This window comes from Pedobacter sp. D749, assembly GCF_019317285.1.
In the GTDB taxonomy this organism is placed as follows: domain Bacteria; phylum Bacteroidota; class Bacteroidia; order Sphingobacteriales; family Sphingobacteriaceae; genus Pedobacter.
The window spans coordinates 4,058,215-4,079,572 of record NZ_CP079218.1; the positions used below are offsets into that span (position 1 = coordinate 4,058,215).

The following is a 21,358-nucleotide window of genomic DNA, read 5'->3' on the forward strand; positions in this document are numbered from 1 at the left end:
GGCTCTTACCCCTGCTTATCCCAACGCTCCCGCTTTGATCCTGCCTTAGGTTGTGGGGTTATGATGGGGAGGTGCAAAGATTTCCGTGCTTTTTCCGGCGAAAATCTGCCAGGCCGGATGAGCAGGGACTTTAATAACCCAAGTACACAGAACCCTTCTTTTCCAAAAAAATATTGACCACCTAAGTCACCTGAGTGCATCTAAGTAATCTGTAGGTTTAAACCTCGCAGGTTTTAAAAACCTGCGAGGTTTGTAAATCATTTATTTTACAGTTACCCTTATCCCTGCAGAATGTGTGGTAAACTCTGGCGCATACATACTTTGTAAACTGGTAATTCCATTCGAAAAATTGCCTGCATGGGTAACCCGTAAAGGATATTCGAATACATAAGTTCCTTTTGGCATATAACTGATAAAGAAATTGGTTGAAGCATCTTTAGTACTTTCATAATAACCCAAACCATCCTGATATTTATACTGGGAGATCACATTTACGGGTTCAAAACCCGATGAACGCATATCTTTTAAATGGATATATTCCATATCCCTATCGCAGTTAATTTCTATTCGTACTTTCAGCAAATCGCCCGGCAACAAAACATTGCTGGTGGTAAGCGGTGTTAACACATCACCTTTATTACTGGCTTTCTGGATGAATAATTGTTTTTTAATTTTGACCCCAGTGTTGGCTGATGTGATTTTATCCAATTGCTCAAAATATTGCCAGTACAGTGCTCCCCAGGCTATGGTTTGGTTATTGTTTTTAACCTCTACCCTGCCCATTTCAGGTTTAACATTCGCACCTGCAATGCTTACTTTCTGATAACCGGTTCCTGCCTCTTTTGTAGCATTGGGTTGCTGCAGCTCCACTAATTTCTGACCACCAATGGTGATCTCCGGTTCATTACTTTCGCTTAATAAATCGGTACCTTTCATTAATAATGCATAACAGGCAGCTGTAGTGGCTTTTGTAGTTTTCCAATCTTTGGTTTGTTTATTTTTGAGCAACCAGATCTTCATTTCCTCTACCGCTTTGGTATCATTGGCCACTTCATCAAAAGCCTCAATCAACAAAGCCTGCGTTTCAACCGGACTTTGGTACCACCACCAACCTGCTTTGTTGTTAGCCCAGTACATTCCCAGTTCGTCGTTTTGTTGTGCGGTTTGACTTAACAGCGTAATGATTTTCTTCGCTTCTACACTATTGCCGTTTCTATTTAAAACCAAAGCTGTTTGTGCCAGTTGATAAGTATCAAAGGTTTTCCAGTTGGCAACCAATTTTTTGAGGTAAAAATCTTTAGCTTTTGTAAAATCGGCAGTAGTATTTTTTTGATTGGTATAACTTCTGGCAAAAAGATAATGTAACGGCAAGTAGCCAGAACGTTTCCCTTTCACTTCATCCTTATAATCCTTAACGAATTCCGCATCTAAATAAATAATGGCTTTATTGAGCATAGCATTAAAATTTGGATAAGCTTTTTCGTCAATCAGTTTCAGTTTTTTTAACTGGCCCATGCCCAAAACGATGTGCTGGGTAATGTACCTATCCTCCCGCATGCCACTAAACCATGGGAAAGCACCGTTATTAAACTGCATTTTTTCTAACTTCTCAAAATTGGCTTTTAACTCATAGGTCATTCTGTTTAAGTCGAAAAGTGTAGCCAAACGTTTTTTACGTTCGCTTTCATTATCTGCATTGTGTACCCAGGGAGTTTCTTCTAATAAAATCGATTTCAATTCCTGGTTTTTCTCCAGGTTCGATAACAATGCTTCGCCATTATTGGTGTTTTTCCATTGTTCAAAAACCGTTTTAATTTTTGGCGATGAATTAATAATTCCCGTTGCAAAACTATTGGCATAAAAGCGGCTAAAAGTTTGCTCAGCACACTCATACGGATATTCCATCAAGTAAGGTAAGGCCTGCACCGCATACCAAACCGGATTGGAGGTAAACTCAAATGTTAAACTTTGGTTGCGTAAGGTTTTTGAAGCGCCTGATTTCTCCAGTTTTTCAAAATCGAAAGTTTTGGTGGTTTTGCCGCGCACATTTATGGGCATACTTTCGGTAACTAACATGGCATTTGCTAAAACCGGAATGGTATTTTCTTCACCATCGCTAAACTTGCCACTTTGCGCTAAAACTTTATAAGTAACAGCACTAATGCCTGATGGGATAATCAATGTCCATTTTAAAACGGCATTGCCCTCATTATCTACTTCAAAAGTTTTTTCTGACTTATCATTTGAGCCTAAAATCTGAACCGGTTTTGCCGTTAAGGCATCGGTAAGTTCTAAACTGGCATTGCCGACCAGTTTTGTACCAGCAAGGTTATTCAGCTTGGCACTTAATAAAATCGTATCTCCTTCCCTGAAAAAGCGTGGGGCATTTATGGCAATGGCCAATTGTTTCTGGGTAACCAATTCATTAGTGATAGATGCCGTTTTTAAATCTTTGGTGTGTGCAAAACCCATCATTTTATAGCGTGTTAAACTTTGGGGGATGGTAAACTCGATCTTGATTTCACCTTTAGCATCGGTTAACAATTGCGGATAGAAAAATGCGAGTTCGTTAAAGTTGGTACGTGGGGTAATGTTAGGTTTTTTGATGACTGGCTTACCATTTACGATTTCTAAACCTGTTTTAGGATCGTAACTGTTAATGCTTGCGAAATCATATATCCCAGTATCATCTACCGCAACTGCTTCCTCTTTTAACATTTGAACTGTAGGTGGCTCAGCACTTAATCCCGCAGCCTTCCCTTGTAAAGTTGACACCCCTCTAATCTTAATAACTGAACCAGTCATACTTTGTTTTTTTTGTGCTCCATATCCGGTAACTAGCACCTCTCTTAAAACCGTACCATCCTCTTTCAACGTTACATCAACACGCTTTTTACTGCCTATTTTTATAGCATAGTTTTTATAGCCGATAAAAGAAAAATTCAGTATCTCTCCTGCTTTGGCATTAATGGTGTAAATACCTAAAACATTGCTGGTAGTTACCGTTTTACCTACGCTGACCTGTACGCCCGGCAGTATTTCGCCCTGACGATCGAACACCACCCCATAAATTAGTTTACCATTTTCTAACTCCACCAGTTTTTTTAATGCTTCCGTAGATAAGCCTTTTCGTTTAGCCCTTTGTAAATTACTAATGTAGTTCCGGTAACCAGAGTTGTATCCGCCATAATAGTTATAACCAAACAGATTAAGGTTTTCATAACCCCGGTTAATTACGCTATAATCTCTATCCTGTCTTAAAAACCATAGGTAACCTGGGTTAGCAACATTGTTTGCATTGAAATTCCAGTTATAAAAACCATAATTAAAACTGTTTTGCAGATTCGTATTCCAGTTCATCTTCCTAAGGTCGTCCAAACTGGCATCGTAAAGTGTGGCTACCATTTCTGCCATTTGTTTTTCTCCCTTGTTATTACTGATCTGCAGTTTCCAGCTTTCCTTTTCACCGGGCTGTAATTTATTACGAAAGCTTAAAAAGCGGACGTTCAGCTCTTTTTGCGGATCAAAAATTTTAACCTGTTGCATGGAGTTGTAAACAGTACCTTGATGCACCATGGTAAACTGCACTGCAAAACCATCCTCGTAATTGGCTTTTGGTTGTATTTTAACAATGGTCTGTTTTGGCGATAAATTAACCCACACTTTTTCGGCTATGCTATCGCGATAATAAACTTCGTAATAAGCCTTGCTGTTTTCTGCCAAACCTGCCAAACGGAATACAGCGCTTTCGTTTGGTTTGGTCACCGTAACTTCTGGTGTAATCCATTCGATGTTTGATTGTATTACCGCAGGCGCTGCATGATAAATCACCAGGTATTTATCTACTTTAACTGTATCATTTTGCCCATTTACAGCCGTTAAGCTGATTTTATAATAACCTGGTTTCAGGTCTTTCTGACTAAAACTTAAGTTTCCACGACCGTTTTTGGCACTAAGGTTTTGTTTAAATTCTATTGATTTTACCGGCCATTTGGCTACTTCAAGTTCATTGTTATAATCATCATGGGGAAAGTTCTTAATAAAATCTTCCTTGCTCATGGCATAATTTTCGGCATAAAAAGGACTTTTGTTCATTAGCCTTGATGGTGCCTCCAATAAACTCCACTCTGCTTTAACATCAGCCTTAATGGCTTCATTGTTTAAATTGGTAACCGAAAGGGGGATACTATCTGTTTTATTGCTCACGTACACAACTTGCTCTGCATTGATATTAAGTGTTATATCTTTCTTTCCAACATTTATAGTAGTCGTCTTTGAACGGGTTTCGCCATTTAAATCAGTGATATCAGCCACAATTTCGTAGCTATAATTTGCTCTGGTATCCGTAACGTTTGCAAAAAAAGTAATCTCGAATTTACCTCCTGCTTTGGTGCTTGTTTTGCCGATGGCTACCTGTTTTCTTTCAGCATACATCCTTGAGCCATAAATAACACTCCGCTGTTCGTAGCTGAGCCTGTAATCATCCATCACTCTCCGGAAAACTTTATAGTTTACCTTCGCGTTGCTCACCGAATAGCCTGAAAAAGAACTGGCTTTACCCTCTACTTTAATGCTATCATTCAGTTTATAGTGTTTGTTGGGTTTATCAAAAACCACTTCGAAAGTAGGCCGCTTATATTCTTCAACTTGTACAGCAATGCGGCCATATTCGGTTTCAATTTCCATCTGACCGTTCAATATGCCCATTGGGATGGTAAACGAACCTTGAAATGTGCCGTAATCGTTACTCATCAATTTCGTTTTGGTAATCTCTTTTCCATTGGCATCATTAAAAGAAATATCAACGGCCCTATTTACGGCAATTTTATTTTTTCCATTCAGGATGTTCAAACACAATCCTTTATAATAAATGGTTTGTCCCGGGCGGTAGATCGGTCTGTCGGTAAATAGAATTACACGTTCTTCATCTTCGTCATCCCGGTAGATATTATAATTGTTAATGTTGATCTGCAATTCATCTTTACCAAGCTTTAATAATGCAGCACTCATTCCAGACTGAGTTTCGGCCGTACTGGCGTAACCATTCGCATCTGTAGTTAACAATTCACCATCAATATATTTACGGGTATTGTAATCGTATCTCCGTTGCCTGATCGTTACGTTTTTTAAAGGTGCACCATTATTCAACTGACTAACAAAATATTCATGATTATCAAAATTACGTCTGTTAATAACCGCCATTGCTGTAACCTTAAAATTGATGTTGCTATAAACGGTATCGTTCTGTTTGCGGTTAATGGTTTGCGCAATTAAAGTATAACTACCAAAAGGCAATGCCTCAATTTTATCAACTAAACTGTGGGTTTGATAATCGTTGGTTTTAGGCGCAGCTATTGTCCACTGCTTAACTATTTTATTCTTCCTTAAAAAAAGTAAAAAATCGGCCTTATTGTTAAACTGTTCATAGTCATTTTTTAATTCGGGTGAATGGTACAGCTTCAGCTGTATCGTATCTGTATTTTTGTAGGATAGATATAACTGGCTGGGTTGATCGGGCTGTACAAATTCTTTTACTTTAACCGATAAACTGCTGCTTTTAATCTCTTCAATTAAATTCCTGGCATTCTGTGCCCCAATGCTTTCTGGAAAGGCATTTATCGCTTTTTCGGCCAATGCAATTGCCGTAATCAGGTTTTGTTTATTGGTATCAACAGGTAATTGTGCGTTTTTATGTATGGTGGCCTGCTCATATAAAATATCAGCAAAAACTTCGCTTTGGGTACTTTGCTCAGCCAACTGACTTAAAGCGTTGTAGTACAATTCTTGTTTGTCGCCGGTAAAGTGCTGTTGTACAAACTTTAACCTTTTTAAATCTACATCTGCCAGTGCTGAAGGATTACTGCTGTTCTGGTGAAATCGGATCAGGTTTTTAAATAACTGCAAAGCCTGCACTTTAAAAGAAGAACTATCGGCCGGTATTTTAATATTTAAAAATAGCTGTCTGTTACCAAACCAGTCAACATTGCTCATGTCGATTAATTCATCATCATATTGCGTAAGGTTAAGTTGTGTATTGCTAAAAACATCGATGGCACGGTGGGCCAGCAGATCGTATAAGGTAGGCCTAAAGCTTCTGTATTTTTTATCACCTGCCAAAACCGCATCCAAAGTATCTACTTTCGTCTGTTGTAAAATCTTACTGTCTTTTAATGAGAGTAGGTAATATTTTACCGTTTCATCATTCAGTTTTTTAATGTTCCAGGTTTTAATATCATCTCCTATATCGCCCTGTACCTGTGTACGCTGGTTAATCTGCCAACGGTTCTGTTGCAGGTAGTTCCAATATGTTTCGGCTAAAAGTGATTGTAAAATGCTTTTTTCAGGCTGTTTGGCTATATTGATATCTTTTTGCAAATTGATCAAAATCTTATCAAAGGCATTTTCCTCCAGGTAACTTTGAAACATCATCCGGTAAATAACCGATTTAACGAGCAAGGGCGTATTATGCGTTTTACGTGCCTGCTCATTTATTTTTTCAATTAAAGCAAGTGCATCTTTTGGTTTGGCCTGGTTGGCAATAGAATCGACCCTGTAAAAATCGTTAAGTGTGTATTTCTGTTGTGCAGAAACACCTAGCGACAGCAAAATGAGGAGAAAAAATAAAGCGGGGCGGCGTAATGATATATTCATAGGTAACTTGCGTTTTAATATAGATGGACTGAACGCCTAAATTCCATAAGCGGTAGATATTTATCTGATTCTTATACGAATCTAAGTATTAATGAACTAAATGTTACAAGCAGCAAACATTAAGGTTTTTAACATTCGCGGCATAACATTATCTTTGCCCCATGTCAACACAATTAAAAAATCTATCCGATTTCTCTCATACCACTGTTCCCAGCGGTGCAAACTATAAATTCGGGATTATTGTAGCCGAATGGAATGCTGAAATTACCGGTGCATTATACAATGGTGCATTAAAAACCTTGTTAGCAAATGGCGTTGCTGAAGAAAATATAATTTCTTTACCTGTACCCGGAAGTTTCGAATTAACAGGTGGTGCCGAAATTTTATTGAGCAAAAGAAGCGATATAGATGCCGTAATCTGTTTAGGCTGTGTAATACAGGGTGACACGAAACATTTCGATTTTATTTGCGATGCAGTAGCGCAAGGTGTAACCAATGTTGGCATTAAATACAGTAAACCAGTTATTTTTGGGGTGCTAACCACCAATAATTTAGAGCAGGCGCAAGACCGTGCAGGCGGCAAGCATGGCAATAAAGGCGATGAAGCTGCAATTACCGCGATTAAAATGGCCGATTTTTCTGCACAGATTTAAACTTGTGTTTTAATAATTATTTGTAGCTTAGAGATTTAAACTTATCCGATCAATGAAAAAAGTAGCCATCTTATTATTGGCGGTGTTCTGCACCATTACCATTTTAGAATCTTGTTCTTCTAAACTTTGTCCTGCCTATGGATCTTATCCAGAAAGTAAACGCAGAAATTAAGCCTCATATATCTACAATCTTCATATTCAGGTCATTTGCAGAACTTTATTTAAATGCAATTGTTATCCTGTAAAATAATATTTATCATATCATGACTTGGGTTAACTTAACTTCAATAGAACAGCTTGATGAAATCAAAAACGCAAGCGGTTTTAGCCTTATTTTTAAGCACAGCACGCGATGCTCCATTAGTTTAATGGCTAAAAAGAATTTCGAATTTGATTGGGATGTAATTCCGGCAGATACTAAACTTTACTTTTTAGACCTGATCAGTTACCGCGAAATTTCGAACAAAATTGCCGAAATATTTCAGGTAGCCCACCAATCGCCACAGATTTTGTTGATTAAAAACGGCGATTGTGTATTGGAAGCTTCACATAGCGATATTTCTGCAGATGAAGTTGCAGAAGTAATCGCAGCCTAACGATAAAAAAGATTTCAGACAAAGGGTATTCAAGCATTTGGATCCCTTTTTTTGTGGTTTAGTGTTTTTTTTCAGAAAAGCAATGCCTGTTTTTTATCGGTTAGTGTAGTCCTGCTGTACACTGTACCTTTTTGGCTGCCCTTCGACTCCGCTCAGGGTGACAACCAAAAAGCTGCCGCTCCCATCAGGTTTATTACCGTAGGGTCTGTGTAGGAAAATCACCAAACGTTCCTTCGGAACGAAAACGCCTATTCGTTTATATTACCTATGAGACGTTCCGATGGAACGTATAACAATATACATAACAAACATACCGTTACGTGCGCCGTCCCAGAGGAACGAATCATGGGTAGCACAAATAATATTTTATTATTAGTGTCGTTCCGTAGGAACGTTTCGTGAAACAACAATTGATTATTGATCAGATTTCAGTCTGTGCGGACACAGACCGAGGATGCGGGAACGCACCAATGCCCATGCATATTAATTATATGCGCCGTTCCAGAGGAACGCATCATAGGTAGACAGGGTAACAACAAAAAAGGTCCCGATTTACATCGCGACCTTCTAAAATTTATAATTGTTATGGCTTAAGCTACCACAGTATTTTCTATTTTCAACACCTTTGAAGTTTTATTTCTGGTTTCTTTACAAAGCGCTGCGTCCTGAGCAAGTGATTTTCCATAAGTAGGAATCATCTCTTTAATTTTTGCCTGCCATTCTTCAGTGGCCAGATCTTCAGCAAAACAACGGTTTAATAAATCAAGCATGATCGATACGGCTGTTGAAGCACCAGGAGATGCACCCAGCAAAGCCGCAATAGAACCATCAGCAGCACTTACCACCTCTGTACCAAACTCTAAAACACCACCTTGTTTTTCATCCTTTTTAATCACCTGAACACGTTGACCGGCATATTCCAATTCCCAATCTTTAAGTTCGGCAGTTGGTAAATATTCTTTCAGTGCTTCCAATCTATCTTCTGGTGATTGTCTTACCTGTTCGATTAAATACTTGGTTAAATCCATATTATGTAATCCTGCAGAAATCATCGGACGGATGTTATTGAATTTTATCGATTTTGGTAAATCCAAAAACGAACCATTTTTAAGGAATTTGGTAGAGAAACCAGCATAAGGACCAAACAATAATGCTTGTTTACCATTAATCATTCTGGTATCTAAATGCGGAACCGACATTGGCGGTGCGCCAACTGCAGCCTTACCATATACTTTAGCGTGGTGTTTTTTAATAATTTCCTCATTGGTACATTTTAACCATTGTCCGCTTACCGGGAAACCGCCAAAACCTTTTCCTTCAGGAATATCCGATTTTTCTAACAATGGCAAAGAACCACCACCTGCACCAATAAATACAAATTTAGCTACGCGTTTACGTTTATCGCCACTCTCCAAATCTTTAACCTTTACAATCCAGTTGCCGTCTTTATTTTTCTTCAGATCACGGATTTCGTGGTTAAAATACATGCTCACATTGCTTTGCTCCTTTAAGTTGTTGAACATGTCGCGGGTTAAAGTACCAAAGTTAACATCGGTTCCCAGATCCATCTTGGTTGCGGCAACTTTTTCGTTGCTCTTGCGGCCATCCATAATCAATGGTGCCCAGTTTTTTACCTGCTCAGCATCCTCCGTATATTGCATCTCGCTAAACAGATCGCATTGTGTTAATGCATCATAGCGTTTTTTAAGATATTCTACGTTCTTTTTGCCCCAAACAAAACTCATGTGGGGAATATTGCGGATAAAATTGCAAGGCTCAGAGACCAATCCTTTACTGACCAAGTAAGACCAAAACTGCTTAGATACCTCAAAATGCTCTGCAATCTGCACTGCTTTTTTAATTTCAACCGTACCGTCTTTCTTTTCGGGTGTATAGTTTAATTCACAAAAAGCAGAGTGACCCGTTCCGGCATTATTCCAGGCGTCAGAACTTTCTGCCGCCGCAATATCTAAACGTTCGTAAATTTCTATGCTTAAATTGGGCTCTAATTGTTTTAATAAAACACCCAGGGTTGCACTCATGATGCCAGCCCCTATTAAAATTACATCAGCGTCAGTTTTACCAACTGTCTTTTTCTTTTTTGTCATCTTAGTTTAAAGGAGTTACAAATTTAGAATGATTTTAAACATACCACGAATTTTAAAGCATTAAATCTTAAAAAATTGCCTAAAAATTAGAAATACTTTCTGTTTTTTGACAACTTCTAATCAAATTTTAATCCAAAACACAGTTCGAATACGAACAAGCAAAAAAAGATAGTAGCACCTTATTAAAAGCGAATTATTAACTTGCTAATTGCACCGCCCATTCCTTTAAAATATTTGCCATTTTATTCATAAATGACTAAAAAAAATTAAATTTCGACAACATGTCCAGCCGTTTTACAGACGAAATGAAGAAGAATCTACAATTCTGATTTTTTTCCAATCCTAAAATGTTAGTTTTATAAATCTATTTGCTTAAAACATACCCATGAAGAATTTAGTTTTATTTTGCACCGTCCTATTTTTAGCTGCCTGTTCTGGCGAAAAAACCGATCAGCTATTGCTCGAACTCGACAAAAAGAAACTGGCCGAAAATATCAACTACGATAAGATCACTTTTTATAAGTTTGCTAAAATAGCTGTCCGCTCAACTGCTGTTCAGGATACTACCCAGCCCGAGTATCAAAAATTCAGCAAACAGGCGCAAAGTGTTGTTCGAACCTTAAACAAAGTGAACGGGCATGGAAATGAAAACATTTCTGTAATAGACGCCTTAAGATTATATAAAGAATATCGATCGGTTAAGCAGTTTGTGAAAGAAACCGATGAAGATGTTTTCCCTCTCTTAACTGCTGGACTTATTGCCATGAATAACGGAGCAAGAACCCCTGTTCCCTTTTTTAAAGATTTTAACAAAGCCTACTATCAAAACATAGAACATGCCATTTTAAGTATGGCTGTACTAACCACAAGAGATTTAGGGCAGCCTTTTGCATTATACGAATGTTCTAAAACCCAGCCCGAGCTACTTGATGACTGCGAAATTAAGACCCTGCTCGAATTTGTCCGCGGCTTTTTATTTTTTGGTAATAACCTATTTTATCTTTCAGAAGATGGTCTTTCCAGAAATATTAAGTGGCTGGATAAAAACGAGAAAATCCCACTCCCCTATACCAAAGCATTTTTTGGATGGAGCCGTTTAAGCGATGAGCAAACCCATGTTGCATTTCATAGCATGAATTATCTTTTTAGAGGTTTCGACCGGATGAGAATGGAGCGAAAAATTGATGAAGAAAGATCACTTGAAGATTTTGAGGCATTTTTAAACGACATGAATAAACTGGGCATTCAAAACGAACTGGTTTGGGGAATAACCGCTTACCTGAACTTAAAAAAAGAAAAACCAGAACAGTCGTTACCAGCGTTAGAAAAGTTAAGCAAAAGCCCATTATTCTCTAACAGCGAACGCGAAGCCCTACAACAAACTATAGTTTATGTAAAAGATCGCAAATCAGATAAGGCTTTAACAAATGTGTTCGACAAAGCATTTATCGGTAAAATTGCCACCAAATATATGATAGCACTCCTATCGAAGATAGATTGGGAAAAACTGATGAAACAGCAGGGAGTTCCTTATACCGAAGAAGTATTTGCCGGTATAGGCAAGTTTAAAGCACTTTCCAATTCGGTGAGTGAGTATACTCAGCCATCAACCATAGAAAAGGGAAAGAAAGAAATTGGCAAAAAAGGCAGCGAACTGCTCGAAAAAGCTAAAGGGTTATGGAATTAATTGCAATCATCATGATAAGTTAAGAGATTCGTCATTCCCAACTTGATTGGGAATCTTACTACATTATACATGTTTATAAGATTCCCGCCTACGCGAGAATGACGAATACACCAGAAACCTCCCCTATCATTTTTTAAGCTTCGCTTTAAATATTTTTTCCAGTTTCTCTATTTTGGGCTGGATCACTAACCTGCAATAAGGTTCACTTCCATTTTTATTGAAATAATTCTGGTGATAATTTTCGGCAACATAAAATGGTTTGGCCGCTTCAATAGCGGTAACCACTTTTTTACCATAAGCATTGGTTTTATTCAATTCTGCTTTATATTTTTCAGCCAAAGCTTTTTGTTCAGCTGTGTGGTAAAAAACAACTGAACGGTATTGCGTACCACTATCAGCCCCCTGACGATTTAGTGTAGTCGGATCGTGGCTTTTCCAAAAAACTTCCAATAAATCATCGTAAGAAATCACCATTGGGTTATAGGTAATTTCTAAAACCTCAGCATGCCCGGTAGCACCGGTACATACTTCTTCGTAAGTTGGATTAGTTAAAGTACCACCTTCATAACCTGATTTAACCGAGACCACGCCTTTTAAACGTTGAAATATTGCTTCCGTACACCAGAAGCAACCCATTCCGAAAGTTGCTTTTTCGGTTTTTTTTCCTTGTGCCTGAGCTTGATTCAGAGCTAAAACCGATAATAGAATTAAAATTATTTTTCTCATTGTGTGTTTATTTGTTTCTATTCGTTATGAGGCTATCATGATTTATCACTTGATTTTTGATATGCTTAATCATGATGCTTTCATTGTGTGTTTTTATTTATTAGTCGAAAATAATCCCTAAACCTTACAGCTAAATTGAATTATCTACATCTAATTATACGCAAAAAAACAGGCAGTAGTTTGCATCAAACCAATAATGGGTTTTGTATGACAATCGCAACAATTTGCCAATTTCGTTGTTTATGTTAATAACTTAAAAATCTGATTAACAAAATTTTAAATTGCTAATCCATCATTCAAAGCCACTTATTAACAATTCTTTTTAAATTCGTATAACATTAAATATAAAATTATGTCTACACCGTATATTCCTTGTTTAGATTTAGGCTCTTACATCAATGGTACCGAAGAAGAGCGCAAAAAGTTTTCTGATGAATTGGGCAGGGCTTTTAACGATTCGGGTTTTGTTACCATTACCAACCATGGTTTAAGCCAGGAATTAATTGATAAGCTTTATGAAAATATTAAAGCTGCCTTCTCGCTACCTGTTGAAATCAAAAGGAAATATGAAAAACCAGAGTTAGCTGGTCAACGTGGTTACACCAGTGCTGGTAAAGAAACCGCCAAAGGTGCAAAAACACCAGACCTGAAAGAGTTCTGGCAAATTGGTCAGGAAGTTACTGACGGCGATCCGGTTAAAAATGAATATCCTGACAATGAAGTTTTAGAGGAATTACCTGAATTTAACAAAGTAACGGGCAACATCTATAAAAAACTGGAAGAAAACGGAACGCATTTATTGCGTGCCATCGCTACTTATTTAGAACTGCCGATTAATTATTTTGATAAACATGTTCATAACGGAAATTCTATTTTAAGGGGTATCCATTACTTTCCGATCGAAAACCCTGAGACTATTCCTGATGATGCGGTACGTGCCGGTGCGCATGAAGACATCAACCTGATTACCTTATTAATTGGCGCCAGTGCTGATGGCCTTGAAGTGTTAACCCGAAGCAACGAGTGGTTGCCAATTAAAGCACATCATACTGATATTGTGGTGAACGTGGGTGATATGTTACAGCGTTTAACCAATAATAAATTAAAATCGACGACGCACAGAGTGGTAAATCCGCCTCGTGAACTAATGAAAACATCGCGCTTCTCTGTTCCATTTTTCTTGCATCCACGCAGCGATATGGATTTAACCAGTTTACCATCAACCATTGATGCGGAACACCCTAAAGCTTATAGCGATATGACCGCGGGCGAGTACCTGGATGAAAGATTAAGAGAAATTGGATTGAAGAAATAGTTTGGAGTCGTGAGTCCTCAGTCTTGAGTCTCCAGCGATTTGTAAAGAAAGATCAAAGCATCGGCTAAAACCGGTGCTTTTTTGTTATTTTCAAAACATGCATTCAACAACTTTAGAAGTTTTCGCCGGGATTGATGGGATTGGTTCTGCTTCAGGCTTGTTCCTTCAGGAAGATTTACTGTATATCATTGGCGATAATAGTGGCTATTTGAACGAATATAACATCAAAACCAGGAAGCTTCGGAAAATTCAGATCTTATTTGATAGCTCACTTAATCAGTTAGAAAATATACCTAAATCCTTAAAACCCGATTTCGAAATCCTTTGTCATCATGACAATAAACTCTACATTTTAGGTTCTGGATCAACACCCAAAAGAAACCTGATGATCGAATTCGATCTGAAAACACAAAAGTTTGTTCAAAAAGACCTGACCAGTACCTACACCAAACTTAAAGCTATTGCCAAAATAGATGATCAGAACTTTAACCTCGAAGGGGCAATTTTTACGGGAACCGAGTGGATGCTTTTTAACCGTGGCAACGGAATAGAAGCAAAGAATGGCATATTCAAAATCCAGGGAGCAGATTTAGCTAAAATTCAACAAGCTCAGTTTAACTATTTTAAGCTTCCTAATATTAATCACGTTGAATCATCTTTTACAGATGCTGTATTGGTAAAAAATGAGATATTTTTTATTGCTACCGCAGAAGATAGCCAATCGACTTATGCCGATGGCGAAATTATGGGAAGTTTTATTGGCAGTATTAACCTGCAGACTTTAAAGCTAACTTTCAGCAATAAAATCTCTGGCAAACATAAATTTGAAGGCATTACTTTATTTAGTCAAACCGGGCATAATACAACTTTTTTATTGTGTGAAGATCTTGACACCGAAGAACTTAAAACGGTTATTTATAAGTTGGCAATCAATTTTTAGGCAGAAGAGTTGTCAACTTTAATGGCCAGTTTGCCAGAAAGTTGACAATTCTAAGTTTTAATTTTTCAACAAACTCCTTACACTAACCTTTGGCGTTTCTCAAGCCGGCACAATAAAAATCGCATCGTTTTCGATTACCTGCCCTTCATCAAAATAGTATCCGGCAGTAACCGGAATAATGGCTGTGATTGATTTTCCGTCTTTGTCTTTTGTAGGATAGGTGACATTAATTAAATGGCTTTTCATGCTCACCTGAACCTTTTTGGAGGTTAACCTCGCCCCTGTGGCATTCACACAATCCAATTCTACTATTTTCGAACTATTTATACCCGACAGATCCAATGAATTGGCCAAACGGATGTTAAAAGATTTACCCGTATTGTTTTTTATAGAAGCTAAAACTTTATAGCGGTCGAAATCCTGGTCTTTTATGGTAAACTTTTCTTTATTGATAACAGAATAGGTTACGGCAATTCCGTTTACATTTACGGTTTCTCCATCTTTAATCTGCTGTGCATTTGCGATTGAAATCATTGCCAAAAAAGGCAATAAAAAAATTAATGTTTTAATTAATTTCATAGTATTAAGCTATTTTTAGGTTTATATTCTGAAATTACGAATAAAAACAAACTTGATCAATGATTACAGGTAATTCTATTTCTTCGATTCATCAATCGCCTTGTTTACCACATCTTGTATCCTACCCCTAATTTTCAGGTTAGAAAGTTTATCAGTAACGGTAGGATTAACCCGGTTCGACAGAAACACATATACCAAACCACGTGATGGATCTACCCACACACAGGTTCCGGTATAGCCCGTATGTCCATAAGTTTGTGGTGAAGCTAAATTAGAAGGGTAATGTTTGGTACTATCCGGATCCCAGCGATCGAAACCCAAACCTCTGCGACTCACATTTGACTGTTTCGAGGTAAACATATCCACTGTTGTGTTTTTGAAATACTCCACCCCACCATAGGTACCACGGTTCAACAGCATCTGGTAAATAATAGCCAGATCGTTAGCGCTGGCAAATAAACCCGCATGACCAGATACACCACCAGCCAAAGCCGCCCCCTGATCGTGAACGTAGCCAACTAAAAGTGTTTTCCTGAAATAGGTGTCCATTTCTGTTGGAATAATCTGCTCTGGTTTAAAACGGTTGCGTGGCAAAAAACCTGCAGTTTGCATGCCTAGTGGTTTATAAAAATTTTCGTAAGTGTATTGATTTAAAGGCTCTTCACTAATATGCTCTACAATATCTTTCATTACATACATACTGATATCGCTATACACATATTTACCACGTGTTCTTATTGGCGAATTGAGCATTTTAGGCCACATAAAATCTTTAAAAAAGCCTTTTTTGATATAATAGTTATCGGCTACTTTGGTTGGATAAGCTGCCGATGAATCTCTGCTGTAATCGCCTGTTTTAACATAATCGTGAAAAGGAATGTAAGGGATAAAACCGGCCTGGTGCAACATCACTTCTCTTACCTGAATATTGTTCATGGGTGTGGTGCGGGCCTTGGGGATATAAGCGCCAATGTTGGTATCTAATTTCAACTTTCCTTCTTCGAACAAACGCATAACCGCAGGTGTGGTTGCCGTTATTTTGGTTACAGAAGCCAGATCAAAAATATCGGTTACCTTATCAGGCACATTGGTATCGTAAGTATGGGTACCATAAGCCTTATTAAAAATCACTTTACCGTCTTTCGCTACCAAAACCACCAATCCTGGCGTTGCTTTCTGTGCGATCGCTTCGGCAGCAATAGCATCAATTTCTTTTAAATTGTTCGAATTCAAACCTGCATCTTCGGGTACAGTGTATTTTAAGCGTGTAGCTGTTGTAGTAAAACCTGAACCTGTGGTATAACGGGCAGAATAAGCAGTAGTTAACTTATTTGAAGCGGCAATGCCTCCAAAAATATATTGCGGTACAATGGCAGCCGCATCTGCATTGTTTTGACCGGTCCATACAATCGGCGATTTTAAGAGATCGAATGATTTTAAACCAGGTCCGTTACCAAAAAAGGAAATAATTACCTGTTTATTTTTACTGATACTGTTAATGAAATTAATGTATCTTGCTTTGTTTACATTTTGATCATCAATAGAAATTAAAATGGTATTGAAATATTTAAGGTCATCTTCTAAATCGTTCAAATTCAAACTATCTCTATAAGAATCGGCAGAAAATGAAGTGATTTTATCGTATTTATTTGCCAAACTATCAAAAACGCTACTGTAAGCAAAACTCAGGCTGACCGAAGCAATATTCTTTTTTTCTAATGATTTTAAAGGAATAATTCCATCCTGGTTGTTTAACAATACTGTTGCGTTAGAAATCGCATTGGCAACAGCCAGTTTTTTCTCATTCGCTGTATGATCCTGTGCGCAAGCCATTAAACATAAAACATTGCAGCAAAATGCTACAGCCAGGATACACAATCTATTTCGCTTCATATACTTTTTCTCCGTTCAAATAGGTTTTTAAGACTTTGGTTTTTAATATGTTATGTGGTGTTGATTTTAAAATATCGTGATCGAGCATAACAAAATCGGCAAATTTACCTTTCTCCAAACTTCCTTTTTCTTCTTCCTCAAAATTGGCTTTGGCGGCCCAAATGGTCATACCGCGTAAGGCTTCTTCAGGAGTTAAAGCATTTTCCATCTGAAAGCCACCTTTCGGAAAGCCTTTTGCATCTGCTCTCACTGTTGCAGCATAAAACGTTAATAATGGATTAATGTTTTCAACTGGAAAATCGGTACCCAAAGGAATCCAACCATTTTGCTTTAACAATTGTTTATAAGCGTAAGCACTTTTTAACCTTTCGGTGCCCAAACGCTGCCCGGCCCAATACATATCGGAAGTGGCATGTGTAGGTTGCACGGAAGGGATAATACTGGCTTTCCCGAACAGGTCAAAGTCTTTAGCGTTAACTACCTGTGCGTGTTCGATGCGCCAGCGCTGATCGTTTTTACCTTTTAAAATTTTATTGTAAATATTCAGGATTACCCGATTGGCCGAATCGCCAATGGCATGGGTACACATCTGGAAATGATTGGCAGCAATTTTTCTGGCTACTTCTTCAAAATGTTTCTGATCGCTTAATAAAAAACCTGTTTTGTCTGGCATATCGCTGTAAGGATGCAGCAGGCAGGCACCACGCGAACCTAAAGCACCATCGGCATAAACTTTAAAAGCCCGAACATTTAACCGATCGGTTTTAATTGGCCCGCGGCTAAAAAGATATTTATAATTATCTGGCTCATCAGAGAGCATTACATAAAGCCTCATTTTCAGTTTATTTTCTTTCTGCAGTTTTTCGATGAATTCTACAGCCAGGTAACTCAGTCCACAATCATCAATGGTGGTTAAGCCAGCAGCAAAACAGTTTTTCTGTGCGTCGATAAATATCTTTTCAGCCAGTTTAGCATCTGGTGATGGGATTTTACGTTCTACCAGGGCTACAGCATTATCGATTAACACACCAGTAAGCTTTCCATTTTCGGTAAGCATATCGCCACCTACCAATTTCTGTTCACTTTTAATTCCGGCATCATCCAACGCTTTTTGGTTAGCAATGGCTGCGTGCCCATCGATACGGTTTAAAAATACCGGGCGATCCGGAAAAAGTGTGGTTAACTTTTCATTTGTTGGGAAAGCTTTATTGTCCCAATCGTTTTGGTCCCAGCCATTGCCAATTAACCAGCCATCAGGATGCGTTTTGGCAAAATCAGATAAGCGCTTAAGCACTTCATCCCAGGATTTCGTTTCTCTTAAATCAGCTGTTTGCAAACTTTGTCCGTAGCCATAAAAATGGGCATGCGCATCTATAAAACCTGGATAAACAGCTTTACCCCAGGCATTAATCTCTTCTTTACCAGCATATTTTGATTTGATATCATCACTCGTGCCAAGTTCCAGGATCTTACCATTTTTTACTACGAAGGCCTCAACCGTATCAAATTTACTGTTAACGGTATAAACTTTTGCATTATAAACAATTACATCAACCGCCTCTCTCCTGGAACAAGAAGTGAACAGTATAACCAGAAAAAGACCGTATAAAATGGATTTCATATCGATAAAGATAGAAAATTGGAAGCATTTGACTTTGTAAATTCGGTTTTACAGAAATGTCTATTGTCATGCTGAGGCACGAAACATCTGTAACCGATCAGCACATCTGTTGAATTCTTACTGGCTAATTCAGTGACTATATTTATTCGGTAAAAGATTCTTCACTGCGTTCAGAATGACAGCCAAATCCGTGGTCTGTGTCTCCACAAACCGCTTTCCTTTCTCTTAGCATTTCGTTAAGACCACTATATTTTTTTGCCACGGAGGCACAGAAAGCACGGAGAATATATCTTGAGTTAATTAAATACCAGTAAGCCTGGGGAAAATTCTTCACCAGGTTCAGAACGACAGGCCTATATAAAATAAACCTGATGGGAACGGCATGCCGATTTTTTTCAATCGGGATACAGTGTACAGCGGGACTACCGTACCCGATTGGTATAGGAGCCTGCTTTTCAAAAAACAAAACCTCAGCAGGAATAACAAATTGTTCCTGACAAAGATTCTTCACTACGTTCAGAAGGACAGGTAGCAATTCAATTCTATTTACCTACAGTCATTTACATGTTGAGTTTTAAACAAATCAGGTTCCTTAAGCTTATTTTGCATAATTTAGCGAATTCACTTTGCCTTAATACATGACTGATATTATTCACTTATTGCCTGATGCTGTTGCCAATCAAATTGCTGCCGGAGAAGTTGTTCAACGACCTGCTTCTGCGGTAAAAGAATTGCTCGAAAATTCTATTGATGCCGGCGCGGATAGAATCCAATTAGTAATAAAAGATGCAGGTAAGGCATTGATTCAGATTATAGATAACGGCTGTGGAATGAGCGTTACCGATGCCAGAATGTGTTTCGAACGCCATGCCACTTCGAAGGTAAAAAAAGCCGAAGATTTATTTGCCATCCGCACCATGGGTTTCCGTGGCGAAGCCATGGCCTCTATTGCGGCAATCTCGCAGGTAGAGATGAAAACCCGCAGGCATGAGGATGAAATTGGCACCTGTATCTCTATCGAAGGCGCACAGGTAACCAATCAGGAACCGGTTGCCACCTCACCAGGAACACAGATTTCGATTAAAAACTTATTTTTCAATACACCTGCCAGAAGAAACTTCCTTAAAAGTAATCCGGTAGAAATGCGCCATATCCTGGACGAATTTCAACGGGTAGCATTGGCACACCCTGCTGTATTTTTTAGTCTGCACCACGATGGCACAGAGATTTTTAACCTGCCAAAAGGCAATTTAAAACAGCGTATTGTCCATCTTTTTGGCAACAATTATAACGAACGTCTGGTTCCAGTTGAAGAAGAAACCACCATCATTAACCTCAAAGGGTATATTGGTAAACCTGCTTTTGCAAAAAAAACCAGGGGCGAACAGTTCTTTTTTGTGAATAACCGTTTTATTAAAGATCCTTATTTAAACCACGCGGTAAGCTCTGCTTTCGAAGATTTATTACCGGATGACAGCTACCCGCTGTATGTTTTGTTTATTGAGATCGATCCGTCGAAAATCGACGTAAACGTTCATCCCACTAAAACAGAGATTAAGTACCTGGACGAAAAATCCATTTACGCGATTATGAAATCGGCGGTAAAACGTTCCATTGGCCGTTATAACATTTCACCGACTTTAGATTTCGATCAGGAAACTGGTTTCAGTAATATGATTACCCATAAAGCGGTTGAAGATATTGTACCACCGAGCATTAATTTCAATCCTGATTTTAATCCGTTTGCGAGTGATAGCAGTTCTACATCTGGTTATGCTTCATCACCAAGAAATTATGACGCAAAACCAAGTGCAAAAAACTGGGGTTCGCTTTATGATATAACTGAACAGCCAGTTGTAGAGCAGACCTCTATTTATGCTGATGAAACTGTTTTAGAAACCAAGCAGAAACAGTACATGCAATTGCACAACCGCTATATTGTTTCGCAGATTAAGTCGGGCTTAATGGTGATTGATCAACAAATGGCACATGAGCGGATCCTTTATGAACGTTTTCTCGTACATCTTGACGACCGCAAAGGCGCATCGCAGCAGAGTTTATTTCCGCAAACCATTACACTTAATGCCAACGATTTCGAATTGGCAAAAAGTTTACTGGACGATATAAAAAGTTTAGGCTTTGATGTACGCGAATTTGGAAAAAATACGTTGGTAGTAGAAGGTGTTCCGGTTGACCTGGGCAGCAGTAATATTAACGAAACGCAATTATTTGAACAACTGATCGAGGGCTTTAAAAACTCGCAACAGGAATTAAAATTGAGCAAACGCGATAGCCTCGCGAGAAGCCTGGCTAAAAACAGTGCAATAAAAGCGGGAACAAGCCTTGGCCAGGAAGAAATGAATACCTTGATTGATGAGCTTTTTGCCTGTAAAACACCTAACTTTAGCGTAAGTGGCAAACCAATTATCCAAACCATTACTTTGGCAGAGCTGGATAAGAAGTTTGAGAAATAGGTTTAGGGTTTAGGGTTTAGGGTTTAGGGTTTAGGGTTTAGGGTTTAGGGTTTAGGGTTTAGGGTTTAGGGTTTAGGGTTTAGGGTTTAGGGAAAACAATTGAAGATTAAACTTT

General features: G+C 38.3%; 12 protein-coding genes. 6 read left to right on the forward strand and 6 right to left on the reverse strand.

Going from position 1 to position 21,358, the window contains the following annotated elements:
* Positions 1 to 261: 261 nt before the first annotated feature.
* Positions 262 to 6,651 carry an alpha-2-macroglobulin gene (locus tag KYH19_RS16445; RefSeq protein ID WP_219075881.1) on the reverse strand — a complete coding sequence of 2,130 codons (6,390 nt, stop codon included), beginning with the start codon at positions 6,649 to 6,651 and terminating at the stop codon, positions 262 to 264.
* Positions 6,652 to 6,812: 161 nt separating this feature from the next.
* Between KYH19_RS16445 and ribH the strand changes: the two genes are divergently transcribed.
* Both ribH and ytxJ read left to right on the forward strand, forming a co-directional pair.
* Positions 6,813 to 7,304, forward strand: coding sequence for a 6,7-dimethyl-8-ribityllumazine synthase (ribH, locus tag KYH19_RS16450; protein WP_025145257.1), 492 nt, complete (start codon positions 6,813 to 6,815; stop codon positions 7,302 to 7,304).
* A 263-nt stretch (positions 7,305 to 7,567) separates the two neighbouring features.
* A complete protein-coding gene (gene ytxJ, locus KYH19_RS16455; protein ID WP_121283890.1) occupies positions 7,568 to 7,900 on the forward strand; it encodes a bacillithiol system redox-active protein YtxJ in 333 nt (110 codons plus the stop codon).
* Positions 7,901 to 8,490: 590 nt separating this feature from the next.
* On the opposite strand, the gene KYH19_RS16460 is transcribed toward ytxJ, so the two are convergent.
* A complete protein-coding gene (locus tag KYH19_RS16460) occupies positions 8,491 to 10,008 on the reverse strand; it encodes a malate:quinone oxidoreductase (protein WP_219075882.1) in 1,518 nt (505 codons plus the stop codon).
* 385 nt (positions 10,009 to 10,393) lie between these two features.
* Between KYH19_RS16460 and KYH19_RS16465 the strand changes: the two genes are divergently transcribed.
* Entirely contained in the window at positions 10,394 to 11,695 is a 1,302-nt protein-coding gene (locus tag KYH19_RS16465) for a hypothetical protein (protein WP_219075883.1), read from the forward strand.
* A gap of 126 nt (positions 11,696 to 11,821) precedes the next feature.
* Here KYH19_RS16465 and msrA read toward each other — a convergent pair whose 3' ends face one another.
* Positions 11,822 to 12,421 (reverse strand): peptide-methionine (S)-S-oxide reductase MsrA, encoded by a 600-nt coding sequence (gene msrA, locus KYH19_RS16470; RefSeq protein WP_193425213.1) that lies wholly within the window; start codon positions 12,419 to 12,421, stop codon positions 11,822 to 11,824.
* A 352-nt stretch (positions 12,422 to 12,773) separates the two neighbouring features.
* On the opposite strand from msrA, the gene KYH19_RS16475 reads away from it, so the two are divergent.
* On the forward strand, positions 12,774 to 13,736 hold the full coding sequence (locus tag KYH19_RS16475) for an isopenicillin N synthase family oxygenase (protein ID WP_219075884.1): 963 nt from the start codon (positions 12,774 to 12,776) through the stop codon (positions 13,734 to 13,736).
* Between the two features lie 97 nt (positions 13,737 to 13,833).
* On the forward strand, positions 13,834 to 14,676 hold the full coding sequence (locus tag KYH19_RS16480) for a hypothetical protein (protein ID WP_219075885.1): 843 nt from the start codon (positions 13,834 to 13,836) through the stop codon (positions 14,674 to 14,676).
* Between the two features lie 99 nt (positions 14,677 to 14,775).
* Here the strand turns inward: KYH19_RS16480 and KYH19_RS16485 are convergent, their stop codons facing one another.
* The 3 genes from KYH19_RS16485 to KYH19_RS16495 all read right to left on the reverse strand — a co-directional run bounded on the left by KYH19_RS16485 (position 14,776) and on the right by KYH19_RS16495 (position 18,769).
* Entirely contained in the window at positions 14,776 to 15,255 is a 480-nt protein-coding gene (locus tag KYH19_RS16485) for a hypothetical protein (RefSeq protein WP_219075886.1), read from the reverse strand.
* A 75-nt stretch (positions 15,256 to 15,330) separates the two neighbouring features.
* Positions 15,331 to 17,148 (reverse strand): serine hydrolase, encoded by a 1,818-nt coding sequence (locus KYH19_RS16490; protein WP_219075887.1) that lies wholly within the window; start codon positions 17,146 to 17,148, stop codon positions 15,331 to 15,333.
* Positions 17,135 to 18,769: an amidohydrolase gene (locus KYH19_RS16495; protein ID WP_219075888.1), complete on the reverse strand. Its 1,635-nt coding sequence runs from the start codon at positions 18,767 to 18,769 to the stop codon at positions 17,135 to 17,137. Before KYH19_RS16495 ends, KYH19_RS16490 begins: the two co-directional genes overlap by 14 nt.
* A 638-nt stretch (positions 18,770 to 19,407) precedes the next feature.
* Between KYH19_RS16495 and mutL the strand changes: the two genes are divergently transcribed.
* Complete coding sequence (gene mutL, locus KYH19_RS16500; RefSeq protein WP_121283900.1) at positions 19,408 to 21,243, forward strand: DNA mismatch repair endonuclease MutL; 1,836 nt, start codon at positions 19,408 to 19,410, stop codon at positions 21,241 to 21,243.
* The last annotated feature ends 115 nt before the right edge of the window (positions 21,244 to 21,358 follow it).